Genomic DNA, 18,589 nt, shown 5'->3' with positions numbered 1-18,589 from the left:
TTACGGTAATCAATTGGCAACCAACAGGTCTAATTCTTCAAATCTTGAATTATTACTGATGTAATCAGGTATAATTTCTTTCATTTTCTTCACCATATTTAAATCGTTGCCATCGTTATTCAGCACAATCAGATCTTTAATAATCTGATTAACGAACAAATAATTATAAGCTACTTTTTGCGATATTTTAATTTTTGGGTGATGGGTGGGTATAATTTCTTCATCAATAAGCAAAAGTTCTTCATACAGCTTCTCTCCAGGCCTTAAACCGGTAAACATGATATCGATATCCACATAAGGCGTTAAACCCGCTAATTTGATCATATTTACAGCTAAATCGACAATCTTAACTGGCTTACCCATATCGAAAAGATATATCTCTCCTCCTTTACCCATTGCTCCGGCTTCCATTACCAATTGAACAGCTTCCGGAATAGTCATAAAGTAGCGGGTAATTTCCGGATCTGTTACTGTAATGGGGCCTCTTCTTTCTATCTGGCTTTTAAATCTTGGAATAACAGATCCATTTGAGCCCAAAACATTTCCGAAACGGGTAGTTACAAAACGGGTGCGCGAAGCTTGTGTGGTAATTTCGCCAGTTGAAATAATCTCAGGACTGTTTAGCGACTGAATATAAATTTCGGCCAAACGTTTAGATGCCCCCATTACATTGGTTGGCTTAACGGCTTTATCGGTAGAAATCATTACAAACTTTTCTACGCCAAATTCCATTGATATATCGGCCATGTTTTTAGTGCCCAGTACATTGGTTAAAATGGCCTCAGCTGGATTATTTTCCATCATGGGAACATGTTTATAAGCTGCAGCATGGAAAACAATTTCAGGTTTATAGAGCTCGAATAATGTTCTGATCCGGTTTAAATTTTGCACATTAGCCATAAATATCTTCACATTCGCGTCCTGGAAGTTATCTTCAAGTTCGAGTTTTAAATCGTGAAGCGGTGTTTCTGCCTGGTCGCAGAGAATTACAGATTTAGGATTATACTGTAAGGCCTGCCGAACAATCTCCGATCCGATAGAACCCGCAGCGCCTGTAACTAAAATACATTTACCACTTAAATCTTTCAGGATATTCTTTTTATTGAGCTTAATCGGTTCACGTTCCAGCAAATCTTCAATTTTCAGGTCGCGTAATTGGTGCGAATCTAACTTCCCGTACAACCATTTATCTGATGGTGGCACCATAATTACTTTCATCCCCTCGTTAACACAGATATCGATAATTTTCTTTTTGTTTAAAGTGTTTAGTGCATCTTCTGCAAAAAGTATCTTTTTTATGTTATGTTTTTCTTTTAATAACGCTACTGAACAAGAGTGGTATACTTTTTTCTGTTCGAGGTATTTATCAACCCGATCCCTGTTATCATCAACAAAGCCAATGATGTTCAGGTTAGAATCTCCATTCTGTTCTATTGCTTTTTTGATCAGGATTGCTTTTTTTTCGGATCCATAAATCAGAATATTCTCTTTTGTTTCTGATTTGAGTTCCTTAAAAAACAAAAACACTCCTTTTACCAAAATACGCATGAGAATAAGCAGCGACGAGGAGATGAAAAAGTTTAATATCAATGCTTTATCCATTTGATGCCAAAGCAATTGAAAACGTTGCGAGAGTATTTTATTTACACTAACAAAGAGTAAGCTGGTTACAAAAACCGCAAGGAAAACCCTCAGAATATCTTCGGTATTGGAATAACGGATAATACCGGTGTGTATTCTTAGTGAAATGAAAACACCCGCAGCAATGGAACAATAAAGTGCCACGTATACAGCATTGCCTGAGTTAAAAACGTCGGTGTAGTTTAATGTATTGGTTAATACAATGGATATAAACAATGTCCATACAACGATCATCTGATCAATCAATAAAATTAACCACCTTGAGTGTGCCCTGTCTGGAAAAAAGAAATTTTTCATAATTGAGAATCATTAAATATTTGTTTAAATTTTATTGAGGTATCATTCTATAGAGGGGGAAAAAGTCTATATCTGTATGTAACTGATTGCCCGATTTTTCTACTAACTGATTGTAAACAGCTTTATTGGCAATAAAACGCCAACTGCAATAATCTAAAACCATACTCGAAAAACCCAGTTTCCATTCAAATAGCGAATCTTCTTTATAACCAAGTCCGCCACCTAAATGGTAGTATTTCATTTTCCATTTGCGGCCTAACTCGCTAATTTCATCAACCAAAAATTTAGCCGGAGAGTTTTTAAGATAATTGGCGTTGGTGGCAATTAAGTGGCCTTGGATAATGCCTTTGGTACACATAATGATGCTGCCACAAACTAAATCATTGTTTGAATAAACCAGGATTAACTTACAATCGAATTCTGTAGCCTGAACAAGTTTGGTGAAGTATTCTTCAGTAAAAAGGTAAAAATCAGTAGCACTAATACGGTTCATATTAGATTGATAAAGCTGTGTGAAAGCAGCGATATCTTCCTGATTGACAGCCTCTACAGCAACATAACCAAACTTTCTACATTTCTTAATGCTATCTCTTGTTGTTTGCCTATACTGTTTCCGCTGTTCTTCTATACCTTGTTGTAAGTTAATGGCAACAGTTTTTCCATTTTCATATATGCTATCAGTTTTTTGTAACAGTATATTCTGATCAAAAAAAGGGTGAAGCCTCGAGAAAACAGAAACGTAGCTGCCTTTATATAAAAATGCTGAAAAAGCATTTAGAAAATTTCCTCTCAAATTATCATTCATATCGGTAAATTTCAGGTTAGAAACAGGACCTGAATACCCGTAAACACAATGCAGATCGTAATATGGTGTATCCTGGATTGCACGTTCCAATAAAGGGATAGCAATAAAATTATTGACCTCGCAATACACAAACAAAATGGGCCTTCCGTTGGTTGCCATAGCATGGTAATGCCAGGTATGATAAAAATCATAATCGGCAGCCAGGCTAATATACTTTACCCAATCGTCTTTTTGTTGTAAGGTTAATTGCAAAGTAGTGCCTGTAGCATTATTCTCAATCAGCATATCCATTTTATTAAAAGAAATAATAATTAATTACGAAGCAAGTACAGGACTACGGTAGAGCGGAAAAAAATCAACAGTCGAAAAAGGATCAAGCGACCTTTCGTTTAAAAGTGTATTGTATAATTCGTTATTGGCAATATACCGCCAACTATTAAATTCAAAACATAAATTAGAAAAACCCATCTTCCAACCAAAAAGGTTGTCTTCTTTAAAATTGACACCACCACCCAGGTTAAAATATTTATAACCCAATTGCCTGCCAATTACGGTAATTTCGTCAGTTAATAATTTAGCTGGCGATTCGAACAGGTAAGCGGTTCTTGTAGCCAAAAGGTGCACCTGCATAATTTCTTTGGTACAAACTACAATGGCGCCTGATATGGCTATTCCATCTTTATACACCAAAAAAAGCTTGCTGTCAAATTCATCTGAAGAAAGTAGCGCCACGAAATAGGCATTATTAAAAAGATAATGGTCTTTGGCGCCAATTCGAATCATATTTTCTGTATATATTTCAGAAAATACACTCGCATCATTAATATCGGTCGAAATTCTGACTTCATAATCGCGTTTTCGCAACCGCCTGATTTTTTCTTTTACGCTCTTTCGGTAACCTGCCCGTTGACTTTCAATGGTTGTGGTTAAATCAATTGCCACTGTTTTCCCATTGGCATATACGCCAGAAAATTTTTCCATTAACCTTTCCTGATTAAAAAAAGGATGCAATCTGGAAAAAACGGTTACATTTTGACCAGTCTCGAGAAACGCTATAAATGTATTTTTAAAGCGTTCCATAAAATCATCTTCCAAAGCATTGAAGTCCATATTTGAAATGGGCCCTGTATATCCATAAACCGATGTAAAATCAAAAAAATCGGAACCGGGGATGTTTCTTTTCAAAAGCGGAAAGGCAATGTAATTCTCTCCTTCCTCATACACAAACAGCATGGGCAAACCACTTTTATCTAAAGAGTGATAATACCAGGTATGATAAAAATCGTAATGCAAAGCGCGCTTTACATATGCAGACCATTCTTGTTTATCATCAATTGTAATAATCTTTCTCATTTTGAGCCATTAAATTAGGGTAGATTTAAGTAAATAGTTCAGTTTGCAGTAAGTAAAACAGAAGAATTAATTACCATTTTTATGAAATCTTCATCCTGCGAAACAGGTTGAAAGCCTACCTTTTTATAAATAGAATAAGCAGCCAGGTTATCTGAATGTACTTCTAAGAAAATGTGTTTAAGGTTAAGGTTATAAAAGGCATATTTTAACAACATTAAAGAGGCATTATAGCCAATACCCTTTCCCCAGTATTTCTTTTCGCCGATAAAGAGGTGAAATTCTGCACTATCGTTTCCGATATCGAGCAACTGAATATTGCCTATATATTCATTCGTAGTTTTTACACAGATTGCGAAACGTTTTTCGTTCGTCAGATTTAGTTTATTTGTTAGCCATTGTTTTTCAACTTCGGCGGTAATTGGATCTTTTAACACAAATTTGGTATACGACCATACTTCAGGGTCGTTTCTCCACCTGTACGACACATCAGCATCTTTTAATGCTAATGGCCTTAAGTAAATTTGAGTCTTCATATGAGCGGTTTTAAAGCTTTAACAATTACTTTCATATCCGCTATACTGTAGCGGTGATCAATTGGTAACGAAACAAGATGTTTAGCCAGAAAGTATTCATAACTATCTACATGTGCCCATTCGTAAACATTAGGCCAATAGGTGGCTACAAATATTTTTTGATTGATGAGCTGCTGTTTAATTGACGGATCTTCCACCAGGAGTGGATAAACCATCGGCACATCTTCTCCTGAAAAATTTAGTCTCAAGATATTTTCTTGCCCCAGGTGCTCATCCAGATAAGCAAAATTCTTTCTTCTGATATCGGCGCACTTATTATAATCGATGCTGGAAAGAATGGTTTTTGTTAATACCGACATCTTTTTGATTTCGTTATTGCACAACTGCTTGTTGTTTTCTATATAATCGGCATAGCCCTCTTCAATATTGATATCGATACTTTTAATGAGGTGAGTAAAACGATCTGTAGATAGATCCTGCTTTAAATTTAAACCCAATGTGTTAGAGATATTAAGATAGGCACCATCGGGTACGCCAAAAAACTTACGGCATGAGTAGAAGGTATCACAATTGTTTATCGGTTTAGAAAAAAATGCCTGGGCATTATCTATAATCAGATTCTTGATTTCTTTGGCTAGCTTTTTAACGGTTTCCGTTTTAACTCCGAAGTAATTGGTATAAAGTAAGCAGCAATGTTCGCCTAATTCAAAATCTATTACCGGATCTAAATCTTCGTCTATATGGTAAAAGTGATACTGTACATTTAGTTTTTGCAGCGGTTCCAGCAAAACCTCGCAGGTATAGTATGGAAGATATATAGTGGAGTACTTTCTTGTCCTTAACACATACTCCAGTGCATTTCTGCCTGTATTAAGTGCGATTAATTCAGGGTAATAAACTTCGCCTTGTGATAATTCGAGCGGGATGTAGCCACCAATAGATTTGGGGGAGTGCGTTTCTTTTTCCATCGTTTTATCCTCTACCCTTGATCTGCTTTATACATTCTGCCTTCTACAGGTCTGTAATATTCCTGTAAACTGGCAGGTACCCTCGCATTGTAACCAATAATCTGCCTTAAATCGCTATCTATTTTTTCGCCAAATTCATATCCCAAAAATCTGGGATAATCGAATTGTTGTTTAATGTAAGGTTTGGTAAAACCTAAGGTAAGGGCCCTACGCTGTTTCCGGGTGAAGTTGATACCACCTGCATGCCAGATATTAGAATCGAATAATATAATGCTTCCTTTTTTGGCAATAGCTTGTTTGGCAAATGCTTTAAAGTGCTTTTCTTCAGGTTTAATATCTAATTTATGAGAACCCGACAAAAAGTGTGTGGCGCCATTAAATATGGTAAAATCATCAAGCACAATAATCATCTGGATCATAAACTTAGATTCTGATGAAAATGTACGTACATCCCGATGGATATTCTGGATATACGACTTGCTCTTTTTGGTGTTAATCACTCCATTTATGCCATTAAGAATATAGTTTCCGCCCAGAAAATCACGGATTTCTCTGTGGCAGTAAAGCTTGCTCAAAAGCTCGATTGCGAAATTATCTTTCTCAAGCAAATGATGTAATGTTCCCTCCATATTTTCTTCAATTCCATTTAAAACCTGTATTTCTCTTCTTAACAGATAAGAAGTTTCGAAACCGGTGGTTATTTCTGAAATTAATTTCTGATTGATTGCCTTTTCATATACAACCCATCCATACTCATCAATAGCTTCCCTAAAGTCGGCTAAAGTGGCTCGTTTATAAATAAATGTATTGTTCACAATTTTAGGTTTAGTTTATTTATTTGGTTAGTTACTGATGTGTAAAGGGTGGTTAAGCCTGTAAATGCATAATCTTAAAGAGTTCTGCGTTAACGATATTCACATCAAATTTAGTTTTTGCAAATTCATGTCCTTTATTTCCAAAGGCAATAATATCATCACTATTATTAATAAAATACTCCATTTTATTGGCCAGTGCACCGGCATCTTTAACCGGAACAAGAAATCCATTGGCCTGCTTAGGGTCGCTATTAACGGTTTCACGGCACCCTACAGAGTCGCAGGTAATTACTGCCCTGCCTATAGCCATTCCTTCGAGCACACAGCGTGGAACACCTTCTCCATAATAAGAAGGGTGCACCATTACCGAAGAGCGCTCAATATCTGGCCGCACATCATCAACCTGTCCGATGTATTGAATGGTATCTCCATTGGCAATTTTCTCGTACAGCTCGGGTGCAATAGCGTCGATATTCGGATCGTATGGTCCAATGAGTTTAAAAACGGCTTGCGGAAAGCGTTGTTTAATTAATTTAGCGGCATCGTAATATTCTTTAATACCTTTTGCATTAATGAGCCTTGATACCATTAAAAAGGTTATGGGTGTGGTACTTGGTTTAGAATAGTGATAGTGACTTAAGTCTACTCCCGATCCGTTTACCACATAAACCTGGTGTTGTTTATTCAGGATCTTCAGATCGATTAAACGTTGAGAATCGTCTTTGTTCTGAAAAATAATATTTAAATGTGGATTGGGTTTCAGACTCAGTTTTAGTAATAACCTTGTTATTTTAACAATTAGTTTATTACCAGAAGAGTTATCGGTAAAGTTATAACCCAAACCGGTAAGCATGGGGGCAATTAGTTTAACCTTGCATATCTTAGCTAAAAAAGAGCCATAAATAACAGGTTTAAAGGTATAAGGGAAAAAAATATCGGGTTTTATTTGCCTGATGAGTTTATATAGCGAAAAGATAAACCTTAAATCGGATAAGATAGAAACATTACTCCCGTCTAATTTACTTTCGTAGGTAATTACATTCAGTTTTTTCAGTTTACTTCGAACAGATTCTTGTTCAATTTTTGGCGTAAACACATACACTTGATTATGTTGCTGCATCTTTTCGATCAGCTTACCTCTAAAATCGAGCAGGGATCTGGAAGAGTCGCAAACGATAAAAATCTTTTTCCTGGTTATATTCATTATGTCAAAATTTTAATTTAAACTGCAAAGCCACCTATCCAGGTGGCTTATTGCAGAAAAAATATGAAGGTTTTGGTTTACCTACCTGGCACCAGCATTTGCCGTAACAATTGCAGGCACACTCGCTGCATCGTTAAGGAATGATTTGTAATCATACTCTGGAACCCAGGTAGAAACTGCCGTCGTTATATTGTTTGCACCACATTTATCGTAAATATTGGTGGTAATACCACTAAAATATCCTTCCGGATCACTTGCCACTTTTGTAGTTAATGGTTTAGCGCAATTTGAGAAATACTCATTATCTGTTCTTACTATACCACCTGCTCTTGTACCGATCGAGTAACCTGAATTGTTAAGGTGATAGTTGTTAAACATGTGTACACTACCATAGTTCATTGATGGTTCTCTTTCGGTAACATTATACCACATGTTATGGTGCATGGTAACATGCAATTTACCTTTATCTGCTTCATGACCTTCGATACCACCGCTAATTAGCACTGATAGGTTGGTATCGTGAAACTTACTCCAGGAAACCGTTACATAATCAGATTCTCTAGTTATGGTAATGTCTTTACCCCAATATTCCCAACCATGAGTACGGTCTGTAGAGAAATCGCAATGATCTACCCAAACATGGTGAGCAGCATCTTTAATTTGTACTGCAGCCTGTTCTACGTAATTTTTAAAAGTGATGTTCTGAATTATAATGTTACTAACTGTGTAAATAAACAAATTTACACCTTCAATAACAGCACCAGATCTACCAATAATAGATTTGTTTGATTTTACATAGACGATATCCTTACCAGCACCTTTAATGGTGCCGCTCACGTAAATGGTACGTGTAACGTTATCACCAACAGCTGCTTTTAATTGATCAAGTGTTGTTACTGTAGTTTCGACACCACCCTGGCCACCTGTTGTTTTACCATTTACCAAAGCATAACCTACCAAGGCTGCATTAATAGTTGTATTTGTAGGAGGAGGAGTTACCGTTTCTGCGGGTGGTAAAGCAGCACTTGTACCGCCCATTAAATAAGTATAAGAACGGCCGTTAGTTCTTGGGTCGCTATTGTCTGATGCTGAAAATATTACCGTAGTACCCCAATGGCTAAACCTGCCTTTACCTAAATTCCTGATATCATCATGTATACTATGGGCAGGACCAAGTTCTACTCCGTTTTCAAATAACCTTAAAATTGATTGTTCTTTTGAAGTAGCATTATCACCGCCAGAAATGGATTGTGAAATTTTATATGCATAACCGCCTTCGGACTTTACGCCTATAAGGCTTAATTTACCTGTACTGCCACTCGTAGCTGCCAATACTGATGTTGAATCGCTTGAAAACAATTCTGTACTGTCGGCCAATTTATCATCGGCATTCACACTTTTTTTACAATTACTAAAAAAGATAATTGCCGTTAACACTAAACCAACTAAACTCACTTTTTTAAACAATTTTGTCTTTCTCTGCATTTTTTATTTTTTTTAAATTTACAACTTAACGCTATATGCGATAAATGAGTATACTTAAGAAAATGCAGTTAAAACGCTGATAATTAAATAATAGGCTTAATATTCGACATTACTTATACTGTAAACCAATTGCTTACAGATAGTAAAATGACAGTTTAATAATTCAGTTCAATAAAATTTATTATACACCTAGTTTACACAGTAATGACAAACTAAATTGTAACACCAGCTGTTTTGGGAGTTAACTGTAAACTTGGGTGATAAAATGTTGTAAACCAGTTTACAAAATTCTTTACACCTTTGTGCACAGAAACAGATGGTTCATAATTTAATAAGTTTTTTAAATCATCAATATCTGCTGATGTTTCTGCCACATCGCCAGCTTGCATGGGCATAAATATTTTTTGCGCGGTTAATCCTGTCTCTTTTTCAATTTCTTCAACAAAATCTAACAAGTTAACCGGTGCTCCTCGCCCGATATTAAATACAGCAAAAGGCGCTGCCGATGTAGCTGGATCGGGGTTTTGATTGTTCCAGTTTGGATTTGCCTGTGCGGGTTGACCAAAAACGCTCACAATGCCCTCGATAATATCATCCACATAAGTAAAATCTCTTTTCATTTCCCCGTTATTAAAAACTTCAATGGGCTTGCCTTCCAAAATTGCTTTTGTAAACAAGAACAAAGCCATATCCGGGCGGCCCCAAGGACCGTAAACTGTAAAGAAACGTAAACCTGTAGTGGGTAGATTAAATAAATGGCTATAAGCATGTGCCATTAATTCGTTGCTTTTTTTAGAAGCTGCATATAATGAAACAGGATGATCTACATTATCATGAGCAGAAAATGGCATTTTTTTATTTAATCCATAAACGCTCGAAGAGCTGGCATACAATAAATGGCCAACTTTAAAATGGCGGCTGCACTCCAGAATATTTAAAAAACCTTTAATGTTGGCTTCTATGTAGGCATCTGGATTGGTTAAACTATATCGTACACCTGCCTGCGCGGCCAAATTACAAACCGCATCGAACTGATAAGTTTTAAAACAATTTTCTAAACTTTCTTTATCGCAGATATCCAACTTTATGAAAGTATAATTTTCATATCTATCACTTACCTGAGGAATACCATAAACCAAATTGGTATGGTTAATACCAGTTTGAGCCAAGCGGGCATGTTTTAGGTTTACATCATAATAATCGTTGATGTTATCAATGCCCACAACAACATCTCCTCTTTCCAATAAGCGTTTTGCCAGGTGGAAACCAATAAATCCGGCTGTACCGGTAATTAAAATTTTCATAAAGTTTGAGTTTGAGAAACAGTTAAGAATAGCCTCGAAAAAGGCTTGATTGTTTGTTTTTAGGATATAGCAAAGCATCCCATCAGAAAATGCGGTAATGGTTTGTTTATATTTTGGGTTTAGTGAGGCTGCTGCAAGGCGCTTAAAATAGATTGAGCAAATATTTCTGGCCTATGGCCGTACAAATACTGCATCGCCGTTTCAGTATCCAGATTATGGTTATGTTTCAATTTTTCGCCCATTGCTTTAGCAAGGGCTTCTACATTGTTTACTTCAACTTTGGCTATCGCCGGAATTTCACTGATGCCTCCTGCGCAAAGTGTAGATACGACTGCGCTGTTTACCGACATCATTTCTAACAGTACATTCGGAAAACCTTCTTTTATGGATGATACCACGCAAAGTTTTGCCTGTTTAAAATAAGGAGCCGGGTTATCTATCTGTCCTTTTAAAAAAACAGAATCGCTTAAATTATTCTCCTGAATAATATTGATTAATGATGCTCTCTCTTTTCCCTCTCCCAGTACAAGCAATTTCAGTTTGGGGTGCTCCTGCTGAATCAGTTTAAAAGCTTTGATCAGAATCGGAAATCCTTTTTCTGGGATCAACCTCCCCGCAGAGCAGATAAAATCGAGTTTAGCATCGCCATTAATTAAAGGCTGATCAGATTTAGCAATGATCTTGTTAAAATCGACGGGATTGGGCTGAACCAATATTTTGTGTTTAGATAGGAATTTATTATGATCAAGCAGTTGTATTTTCATTATCGCAGTTTGGCAAACCACTAAATCTACCGCCGGATAACCCATGCGGTAAATGATCTGATAAATGCGTTTTTTAATTCCGGTGAAACGGGTAAAAACAGATGTGCATTCGCGTACAATTAATTTCGACCTGAGGTAACCTATCCGTTTTAAAAAGCCTAAAAAAGCATTTAAATAGGGATGCGTGCTCATTAACACATCATCTTTTTTATATTTTCGGAGTAGCGGTATCAGTTTTACAAAGCCCCAAAAAATTGTTTTTTTAGATAAGTATCTTTTGGAAATCCCTTCAGAAATTTTAAGCCCCGCAAAAGCGTGTTTCTTTAAAAAATACATTTCGCCGTTAACAGTGGTAGCCATCAGCAGCAGCACATTTTCAGCACCATTGGGGGCATCAGTTAACGAAATAAAAATCATTCTTTTTTCTGCTGTAGTCATTTCGAATGGCGATTTATTTCCTTTTGAGGTTTCGAACAATTTTTTTGAATGGCATCATCAAGCTCATTACTTTCCGCTTGCCATCTATTACAATAATGTTGTTGGCGAAACTGATGTTATGAAGCCCTTTGCTGTAAGGTTTATCTGGTAATATTTCGAATTTATTGATGGTTGAAAACGCTTTTTCGCTCAATGTTTCAATTTCGTTAATGATAATTGAACCTCCGTACCGGTTAATTGGGTTTTGTGTTGGTCGGTACAGCGATTTGCCAACTTTAAACAAACTCCCTGCAGCCCTGCAAAATTCTTTTTCTACTGGAATTGGGTTCTGATAATGCCCGGTGTATTGACCGTTTAAAGTTTTTGAATGGTAAATGTACAGGTGATTGTGGTCTCCGGATACACTGGTAAAAAGCCAATATCTATTTTCATGATAAATAATCGAGCTATCTACAAACGCTTTTCCACTAACCAGTACTTTTATTTTGGTTAATTGGTTTGGATTTTCCTGATCAACCTGATAGAGTGTTATTTCTTTCGCTTCTGATGTTTCCGGAATGCAGTATAAACAATCATTTTCTGCTATAAGATAGGGATAAGACAAATGGATTGCGTCTGGCTTAATACCTTCAACTTTTTTCTTGTTTTTGAAGTCAAACCCATCAATCATCATAATCTCGCCCTTCCCTTTCCAAAAATCCAGTTCTTCGTAATAGATCCTTGGGGCGTCATTTATACTCACCACAAAAGGATCAGCAGCATAATCAATATTATCTTCCTGCAACCAGTTTATAGCCGTATTCAGCTTTTTTGTGCTGATCAGCTCTTCAGGAGTTTGATAAACAAAACCAATGTTCCATTTATCAGCTGCGAATATTTTATTAAAGAGGTTAACAGTTGCATTCATGTTATTATGCTACTAATGAAACTTTATTTGCAGTTGATTTATTTTTAATTAACCATTGAGAGAGTACCAGCAATTTCCAGATCTGTGGATACCTGTTCCACTTTCCGGTCATATGTTCATTGATAATTTCTTGTGTTCTTTTCAAATGAATGCCAGGGATGTTTTTCAAATTATCGACTGATAAATTATCCATTACATAATCTTTTAATTCATTTCTGAACCAATGCTGGAATGGCATGGTAAAGCCAGCCTTTGGCCTATAGAACATATGCGCAGGAACGCGATCGAACAATAAATCTTTTAATATCCGTTTTTGGTTTCCATTGGTGTATTTAAATGCAGTGGGCAGGCTTCTAGAAAACTCTATCACTCTGTAATCCATTAAAGGAGAACGCGATTCCAGCGAAAAGGCCATTGAAGCACGATCTACTTTCGTATTGATATCACCGTTTAAATAGGTTTTAATATCAAAATCAGAAATGCGTTCTAACAAAGGTTTAGCTGGATTGGTTAAAATATGCATCAATGGGTTATATTTAGCCAGATCGGGTTGTTTTACCCACGAATTTTCCATATTGCCAAACATTTTTACATACAGTTTCTCTACATCTTCCATAGAAATGCCCATCGCAATTAATTTATGGCGGTAGCTAGGCGATTGGCTAATTAAGCCTGCCAATGCTTTTCTAACACCATGTGGCGCATAAAACAGGCTGTTCACCTGTTTAATCCATTTGTAGCGATGGTAACCTAAAAAAGCTTCGTCACCAGCATCACCACTTAAGGCAACGGTTACATGTTTCCTGGTATTTTTACTGAGCAACATGGTAGGTATAGCACTCGAATCGGCAAAAGGCTCGTCATAAAAACGGTTAAAGTTTTCAATTAAGTCAATGCCATCATTATAATTACACTCAATGGTATAATGATCGGTTCCTAAGTGTTTAGCAACCTGATTGGCATAAGCACTTTCATCGAAACCTTTTTCATTAAATTTTATTGAAAATGTTTTAACGTGGTCGATTTCTTTTGTGGCCAAAGCTGCAATTAGTGACGAATCTATACCGCCTGATAAAAACACACCCAAGGGTACATCAGCATTCATCCTTATTTTAACCGCATCGGCCAAAATAAGCGCTAAAGCGTCTTTAGCTTCTTCGTAACTACCATCAAACTTGTTCTTCCAGCCATAATCTAAAGTCCAGTATTCCGAAATTTTAAGCTTATGGGATTTGAGGTCATATTTAAAATAGTTAGCAGCGGGCAATTGTTTTACCTCTGCATAAATAGACTGAGGCTCTGGCACGTAACCCCAAATTAAATATTGATTAATGGCTTCTTCGTTAACACTTAGATTCCGCTCTATATTGATTTGTGAGGGCTGACTTGCAAATTCGAACGACAGATGATCATGTGCATAATAAAAAGGTTTTTTACCAAAGCGGTCTCTGGCTCCAATCAGTTCGTTTTTATGGGTATCATAAATCACAAAAGCAAACATCCCGTTAAAGCGGGTTAAGCAATCAGCGCCATATTCCAAATAAGCTGCACATATTACTTCGGTATCGGAGCTGGTGTTAAACTGGTAGTTTTTCCGTTCCAGATCTTTTCTAATATCTTTGTAATTGTATATCTCTCCATTAAAAACAATATGGAGGTGCATATATGAAAACGGTTGATTGGAGCGGGCATCCAGATCGATAATGGCCAATCTATTGTGTGCAAAAATAACCTGATCGTAACGTTGAATACCTGTATAATCTGGTCCCCGAAAACTGATTCTTGCCATTTTCTCACGGATAGTTCCGTTTGAGTAAGGTATGGTTGTGCCGTATATTCCACACATAACGATAATATTTTAGATTGTTAACTGATTAATTCTTCATACTGTGCGCTAATTTTATCAAGCGCACATTTCTGGTATACATTTCTTCTAATCTCAGCCGGGTTCCATTGGCCTTGCGTGCAGGCCTGGATAATTCGCCGCCTAAAGCCTGCCAAATCATCCTGCTCTAAGACAAAACCGTTAAAGCCATCGATAATTAATCCTGGAATGCCGCTCACTCTAAAGGTTACTACTGGTAGCCCTACGGTAAGCGCTTCTAAAACCACATTCGGAAAACCTTCTGTATAAGAACTCAGCACCATTAAATCGTGCTGAACCATTACCTCGTGGATGTTTTTAATCTCTCCTAAAATTTTAAGTCTGTGGTCGAGCCCAAGGTTTTTAATTTTGGTGTTAATCTGATCTTTTAGTACTCCTGTTCCCACGAAATCGAGATGATAATTTTCGGGCAAATGCGCCATAATATCAACCAGCCGCTCTAAGCCTTTTTCTAATGCAAAACGGGCCACAACTAATAATTTATAAATTTTATCAGGTGTTTTCGATTCCTTTAACTTATTGGTTTTCAATACCGGATTGGCAATTACCCTGATCAGCTCTTGATTAACATTATATGTATCAATCAATGATTGTTTCATTTCTTCTGATTGGCAAACGATCTGTTTGTAACCCCTATAACTTGCACTGGCAAAAAGTTCGTAAAACCTCGACTTAAATCCTTCAAACAACCTTTGTTCGTGCGGGATATTGGAAGCCCTTGCAATAAGCATCGGAATTTTTAAGAACCGGCCAACCAGTGAGACTAAAATATTGATGTGATCAGTAGTGGAAAAAACCGCATAAGGTTCTTCTTTTTTTAACAAGTTATAAAGCGCAAAAAAAGACTTAGATGCTTTTTTGGTTTTTAAATCGATAAAATGTACACCTTCCAGATCCATTGAGAAACAATTCACAGTCGAATCTAAAATTACAATGGTTACATCAAACTTATCTTTGTTAAATCCCTGGGCCAAGTTCCAGAACACCCGTTCTGAACCGCCTGAAGTTAACGAGCTAAGCACAAAGAAAACTTTCCTTTTAAGCTTAACTTCCTCTTTAATAGTTTCTAGCAGAGCGTACATATTGTTTTAATTGATGACAATCCTATTAATCGTTAACCAAATAATTTTGAAATCGGTTAGGATATTATTGTGATTGATATACCTCATGTTCTGTTTAATTTTTGCGGGGATAATCCTTTCGATGTAATAAGTTTCAGGATCTTCGGCATGTTTTAGCAGCTCATTTTCATTGCAAAACTCAACCGATGCCCAATCAGTAATACCCGGTTTAACCGATAAAACGTAACGTTGTTCTTCATTGTAGAGATTCACGTATTTTCTAACTTCTGGTCTTGGTCCAACAAAACTCATCTGCCCTTTTAAAACATTCAATAATTGGGGCAATTCATCTAGCTTGTATTTCCGTAACCAGTAACCTATCCTTGTAATGCGGTTATCTCTGTTCCCGATGGTGAGTAAGCTATTGTTGCTCTGTGCTACATACATGGTTCGAAACTTTGCCAAATGAAAATCTTTCATGTTACGTCCAACCCTGATCTGTTTAAAAATAACAGGACCTTTCGAGTCGAGCTTGATTAGAATGGCTATCAAGATTAAAATCGGACTGAACAACACTAAACACAGGATTGCAAAAACCACATCGAATATTCTTTTCTTATTTATTTTCATGATGCTACTGCCATTTGTTTATGTCCTGAAAAGCCACCTTCTTCAATTTCTAAATGGCTATTTAATTGAATATGTACACAGCTGATTACCGAAGTGATGATAAATTCTATTTCTGTATCTGTTAATTGCGGATAAATGGGGAGAGAAATCTCACAGGCATAATTCTGGTAGGCCATTGGATAATCTTCAATTTTATAACCCAGGTTTTTAAAGAGCGTAAGCATTGGCATCGGGATAAAATGAACATTGCTTGCAATCCCCAAAGATGCCAGGTCATCGATGATCTGATCTCGCTGTATCTCGGTTAAACCTTTAACCCTCAATGGAAAAAGATGGTAACAGGATTCGCGTTGCGTACTCACTAAAGGCGGGGCAATAAACCAATCTTCGTGCTGAAAGCCATCACAGTAGTGCTGCGCAATTTTTTTACGCTGAGGTAACAGATCATGATTATATTTCCTGACCTGTGCTAAACCAATTGCAGCGCAGATATCAGGCATATTAATCTTTAATCCCTGAAACAGGATATCGTACCGCCAGCCGGCACCTCTTGATTTAGAAAGCGCATCTTTGTTCTGGCCGTTTAGTGTGTACATTTTTAAATAGCTGTATTCTTCCTGAGGATCAAATGCTGCTGGAAGATTTAAGCAGATCGCGCCTCCTTCTGCTGTGGTAATATTTTTAACGGCATGAAACGAGAATATCGTTACATCGCACATCTGTGCGGCTGGTTTATCGTAATATAAACTGCCAATTGAATGTGCAGCGTCCGAAATCAGTAATATCCTATTAAGCAGGGATTGTTTATCTGACTGACATTTAAATCTCTTCTTAACATCAATACGATTAATCAATTCTTTTAGCGCAGTATAATCACACGGCCAGCCGGCAATATCTACTGCAATTATCGCTTTGGTTTTTGAAGTAATTGCTGCCTGAACTTTTTCCGGATCGATATTAAAATCATCAAGCACATCAACCATAACCGGAGTTGCGCCGCAATGAAGCACAGCTAATGCTGTGGCACTATAGGTATATGCCGGTACAATTACTTCGTCGCCAGCTTTAACACCAAACCACTTTAACATTAAAATAGCACCCGATGTCCAGGAGTTTACACAGATCACCTCATCAGTTCCAGTAATCGCCTTAATTTCATATTCAAGGGCTTTAACTTTTGGCCCCGTGGTAATCCATTTATCGTTAAGTGTTTCCAATACCTGATCAATAACAGATTGATCGATAAAAGGCGGAGAGAATGGGATATTCATATTCGTCAATTTAATTGTGTTAACTGTATTCAACTAAAATGGTGTCTTCCATTTTGATTTTGGAGAGTTGTAGAATGGCAAAGTATAGGAACAATGTTGGGCCACTCGTTGCCAGAAGCCATTCGTTATGAAAAAATGAGTTGATGGATATGGCTAGAAAAGAACAGCTTAAACAGACCAGGAGCGCATTTTTCCTATCTTTAATATGCAAAAAGGCATAAAAAATGATCTTCCCTACTTTTCGATATAATAAAATGAGTAAAATAAAACCCAGCAAAGGCCCCAAATAAGTAATAAACATTAAATAGGCATTATGGGATGTAATTACGATAGGCCCTTTTTTGTAAACAAAGTTGTGTTGCACTACATCGTTCCAGGTTTTTCCATAAAACAATAACCCAAAAGGATATTCGGTTATAATCTGGATGTTTTCTCCCATTAAATCGCCACGCTCCTCTTTGCCTTTCGCATTTTCGGCACTTTTATTTAAAATATTCTGTTGCTTTTTCCCCTCGGAAAATTGTTCAATTGAACTTTGCGCAATAAAAAATATGGCGCAGAACACACCGAATATTAAAATGGATTTGGCTTTATAATAGCTTAAAAAAAATAATCCGGTTACAACCGCAAAAGCAACCAAAACCGACCTTTGCATACCAAAGAAAATAAGAGAGAGCGATAACCCAAATAAGAGAAGGTTAATTAGCCAGCTTCGTTTAAACAGTATAGCATTAATAACTAAAAATGGTGTTAAAGCAGCCATTTGATAGCCGAAAGTAAAAATAGTGGTTGATATACCTGCTGGTGCCTGCAATACGTCGTCCTGCACCAAAAGCGAACGGATAGCCGCCATATTGTACTGGTGATCAATAAACATGATAATTCCGGAAAGCAGCAATATACCGAAGAAAAATCCTATTGCGATGTTCATCCGTTTTAAATTTGTACCGATAACATAGTTGAACAACAAGGCAAAGCAGGCAGCAACAATTAATAAGGCAAAAAAACCGGTAACATCTGCCTGACCTATGAGATAAAAAAACAGGGCGGCAATAAAGAAAATAAATAATTCTTTGCCATATAGAAAACCTGTTTCTTCTGTACGGTAGAAATAGATCAACGGTACCAGGAAAACTATTGGTGCCGGAATTCTGAAAACACCGGTCATAAAGATGTTGAATGTTGTTGCATAAACGTAGGCGAACAACAAAAAAAGAAACATTATTTT

At 36.8% G+C, this 18,589-nt stretch carries 16 protein-coding genes; all 16 read right to left on the bottom strand.

The genetic code is table 11. The features are described from left to right. Positions 1 to 9 precede the first annotated feature (9 nt). Entirely contained in the window at positions 10 to 1,938 is a 1,929-nt protein-coding gene (locus ACTJKN_RS10350; protein WP_440824691.1) for a polysaccharide biosynthesis protein, read from the bottom strand. 31 nt (positions 1,939 to 1,969) lie between these two features. Beyond that, positions 1,970 to 3,028, bottom strand: coding sequence for a GNAT family N-acetyltransferase (locus ACTJKN_RS10345; RefSeq protein WP_440824689.1), 1,059 nt, complete (start codon positions 3,026 to 3,028; stop codon positions 1,970 to 1,972). Positions 3,029 to 3,058: 30 nt separating this feature from the next. Next, positions 3,059 to 4,096 carry a GNAT family N-acetyltransferase gene (locus ACTJKN_RS10340; RefSeq protein WP_440824687.1) on the bottom strand — a complete coding sequence of 346 codons (1,038 nt, stop codon included), beginning with the start codon at positions 4,094 to 4,096 and terminating at the stop codon, positions 3,059 to 3,061. 38 nt (positions 4,097 to 4,134) lie between these two features. Next, the gene (locus tag ACTJKN_RS10335) at positions 4,135 to 4,629 is read right to left on the bottom strand and encodes a GNAT family N-acetyltransferase (RefSeq protein WP_440824685.1); all 495 of its coding nucleotides are present in this window, start codon (positions 4,627 to 4,629) and stop codon (positions 4,135 to 4,137) included. After that, positions 4,626 to 5,597 carry a hypothetical protein gene (locus ACTJKN_RS10330; RefSeq protein ID WP_440824683.1) on the bottom strand — a complete coding sequence of 324 codons (972 nt, stop codon included), beginning with the start codon at positions 5,595 to 5,597 and terminating at the stop codon, positions 4,626 to 4,628. The genes ACTJKN_RS10335 and ACTJKN_RS10330 overlap by 4 nt, the downstream gene beginning before the upstream one ends. 11 nt (positions 5,598 to 5,608) lie before the next feature. Further along, complete coding sequence (locus ACTJKN_RS10325; protein ID WP_440824681.1) at positions 5,609 to 6,412, bottom strand: phytanoyl-CoA dioxygenase family protein; 804 nt, start codon at positions 6,410 to 6,412, stop codon at positions 5,609 to 5,611. Between the two features lie 52 nt (positions 6,413 to 6,464). Continuing rightward, positions 6,465 to 7,616 (bottom strand): glycosyltransferase family 4 protein, encoded by a 1,152-nt coding sequence (locus tag ACTJKN_RS10320; RefSeq protein ID WP_440824679.1) that lies wholly within the window; start codon positions 7,614 to 7,616, stop codon positions 6,465 to 6,467. Positions 7,617 to 7,697: 81 nt separating this feature from the next. Then, positions 7,698 to 9,101 (bottom strand): pectate lyase family protein, encoded by a 1,404-nt coding sequence (locus ACTJKN_RS10315; protein WP_440824677.1) that lies wholly within the window; start codon positions 9,099 to 9,101, stop codon positions 7,698 to 7,700. A gap of 212 nt (positions 9,102 to 9,313) precedes the next feature. Next, complete coding sequence (locus ACTJKN_RS10310; RefSeq protein ID WP_440824675.1) at positions 9,314 to 10,405, bottom strand: NAD-dependent epimerase; 1,092 nt, start codon at positions 10,403 to 10,405, stop codon at positions 9,314 to 9,316. Positions 10,406 to 10,524: 119 nt separating this feature from the next. Continuing rightward, positions 10,525 to 11,646, bottom strand: a complete 1,122-nt coding sequence (locus ACTJKN_RS10305; RefSeq protein WP_440824674.1) for a glycosyltransferase — start codon at positions 11,644 to 11,646, stop codon at positions 10,525 to 10,527. Next, positions 11,621 to 12,514, bottom strand: a complete 894-nt coding sequence (locus ACTJKN_RS10300; RefSeq protein ID WP_440824672.1) for a glucosamine inositolphosphorylceramide transferase family protein — start codon at positions 12,512 to 12,514, stop codon at positions 11,621 to 11,623. The genes ACTJKN_RS10305 and ACTJKN_RS10300 overlap by 26 nt, the downstream gene beginning before the upstream one ends. Positions 12,515 to 12,518: 4 nt before the next feature. Continuing rightward, complete coding sequence (gene asnB, locus ACTJKN_RS10295) at positions 12,519 to 14,360, bottom strand: asparagine synthase (glutamine-hydrolyzing) (RefSeq protein ID WP_440824670.1); 1,842 nt, start codon at positions 14,358 to 14,360, stop codon at positions 12,519 to 12,521. 20 nt (positions 14,361 to 14,380) lie between these two features. Continuing rightward, positions 14,381 to 15,481 (bottom strand): glycosyltransferase, encoded by a 1,101-nt coding sequence (locus ACTJKN_RS10290; RefSeq protein ID WP_440824668.1) that lies wholly within the window; start codon positions 15,479 to 15,481, stop codon positions 14,381 to 14,383. 6 nt (positions 15,482 to 15,487) lie between these two features. After that, positions 15,488 to 16,090 (bottom strand): sugar transferase, encoded by a 603-nt coding sequence (locus tag ACTJKN_RS10285; RefSeq protein WP_440824666.1) that lies wholly within the window; start codon positions 16,088 to 16,090, stop codon positions 15,488 to 15,490. Further along, positions 16,087 to 17,361: a DegT/DnrJ/EryC1/StrS family aminotransferase gene (locus tag ACTJKN_RS10280; RefSeq protein WP_440824664.1), complete on the bottom strand. Its 1,275-nt coding sequence runs from the start codon at positions 17,359 to 17,361 to the stop codon at positions 16,087 to 16,089. The genes ACTJKN_RS10285 and ACTJKN_RS10280 overlap by 4 nt, the downstream gene beginning before the upstream one ends. A 19-nt stretch (positions 17,362 to 17,380) precedes the next feature. Then, on the bottom strand, positions 17,381 to 18,583 hold the full coding sequence (locus tag ACTJKN_RS10275) for a hypothetical protein (RefSeq protein ID WP_440824662.1): 1,203 nt from the start codon (positions 18,581 to 18,583) through the stop codon (positions 17,381 to 17,383). Between the last annotated feature and the right edge of the window lie 6 nt (positions 18,584 to 18,589).

Origin of the sequence: Pedobacter sp. 22163, assembly GCF_052045595.1 — a bacterium.
Classification (GTDB): domain Bacteria; phylum Bacteroidota; class Bacteroidia; order Sphingobacteriales; family Sphingobacteriaceae; genus Pedobacter.
This window is presented reverse-complemented; position numbering and strand designations above follow the sequence as displayed.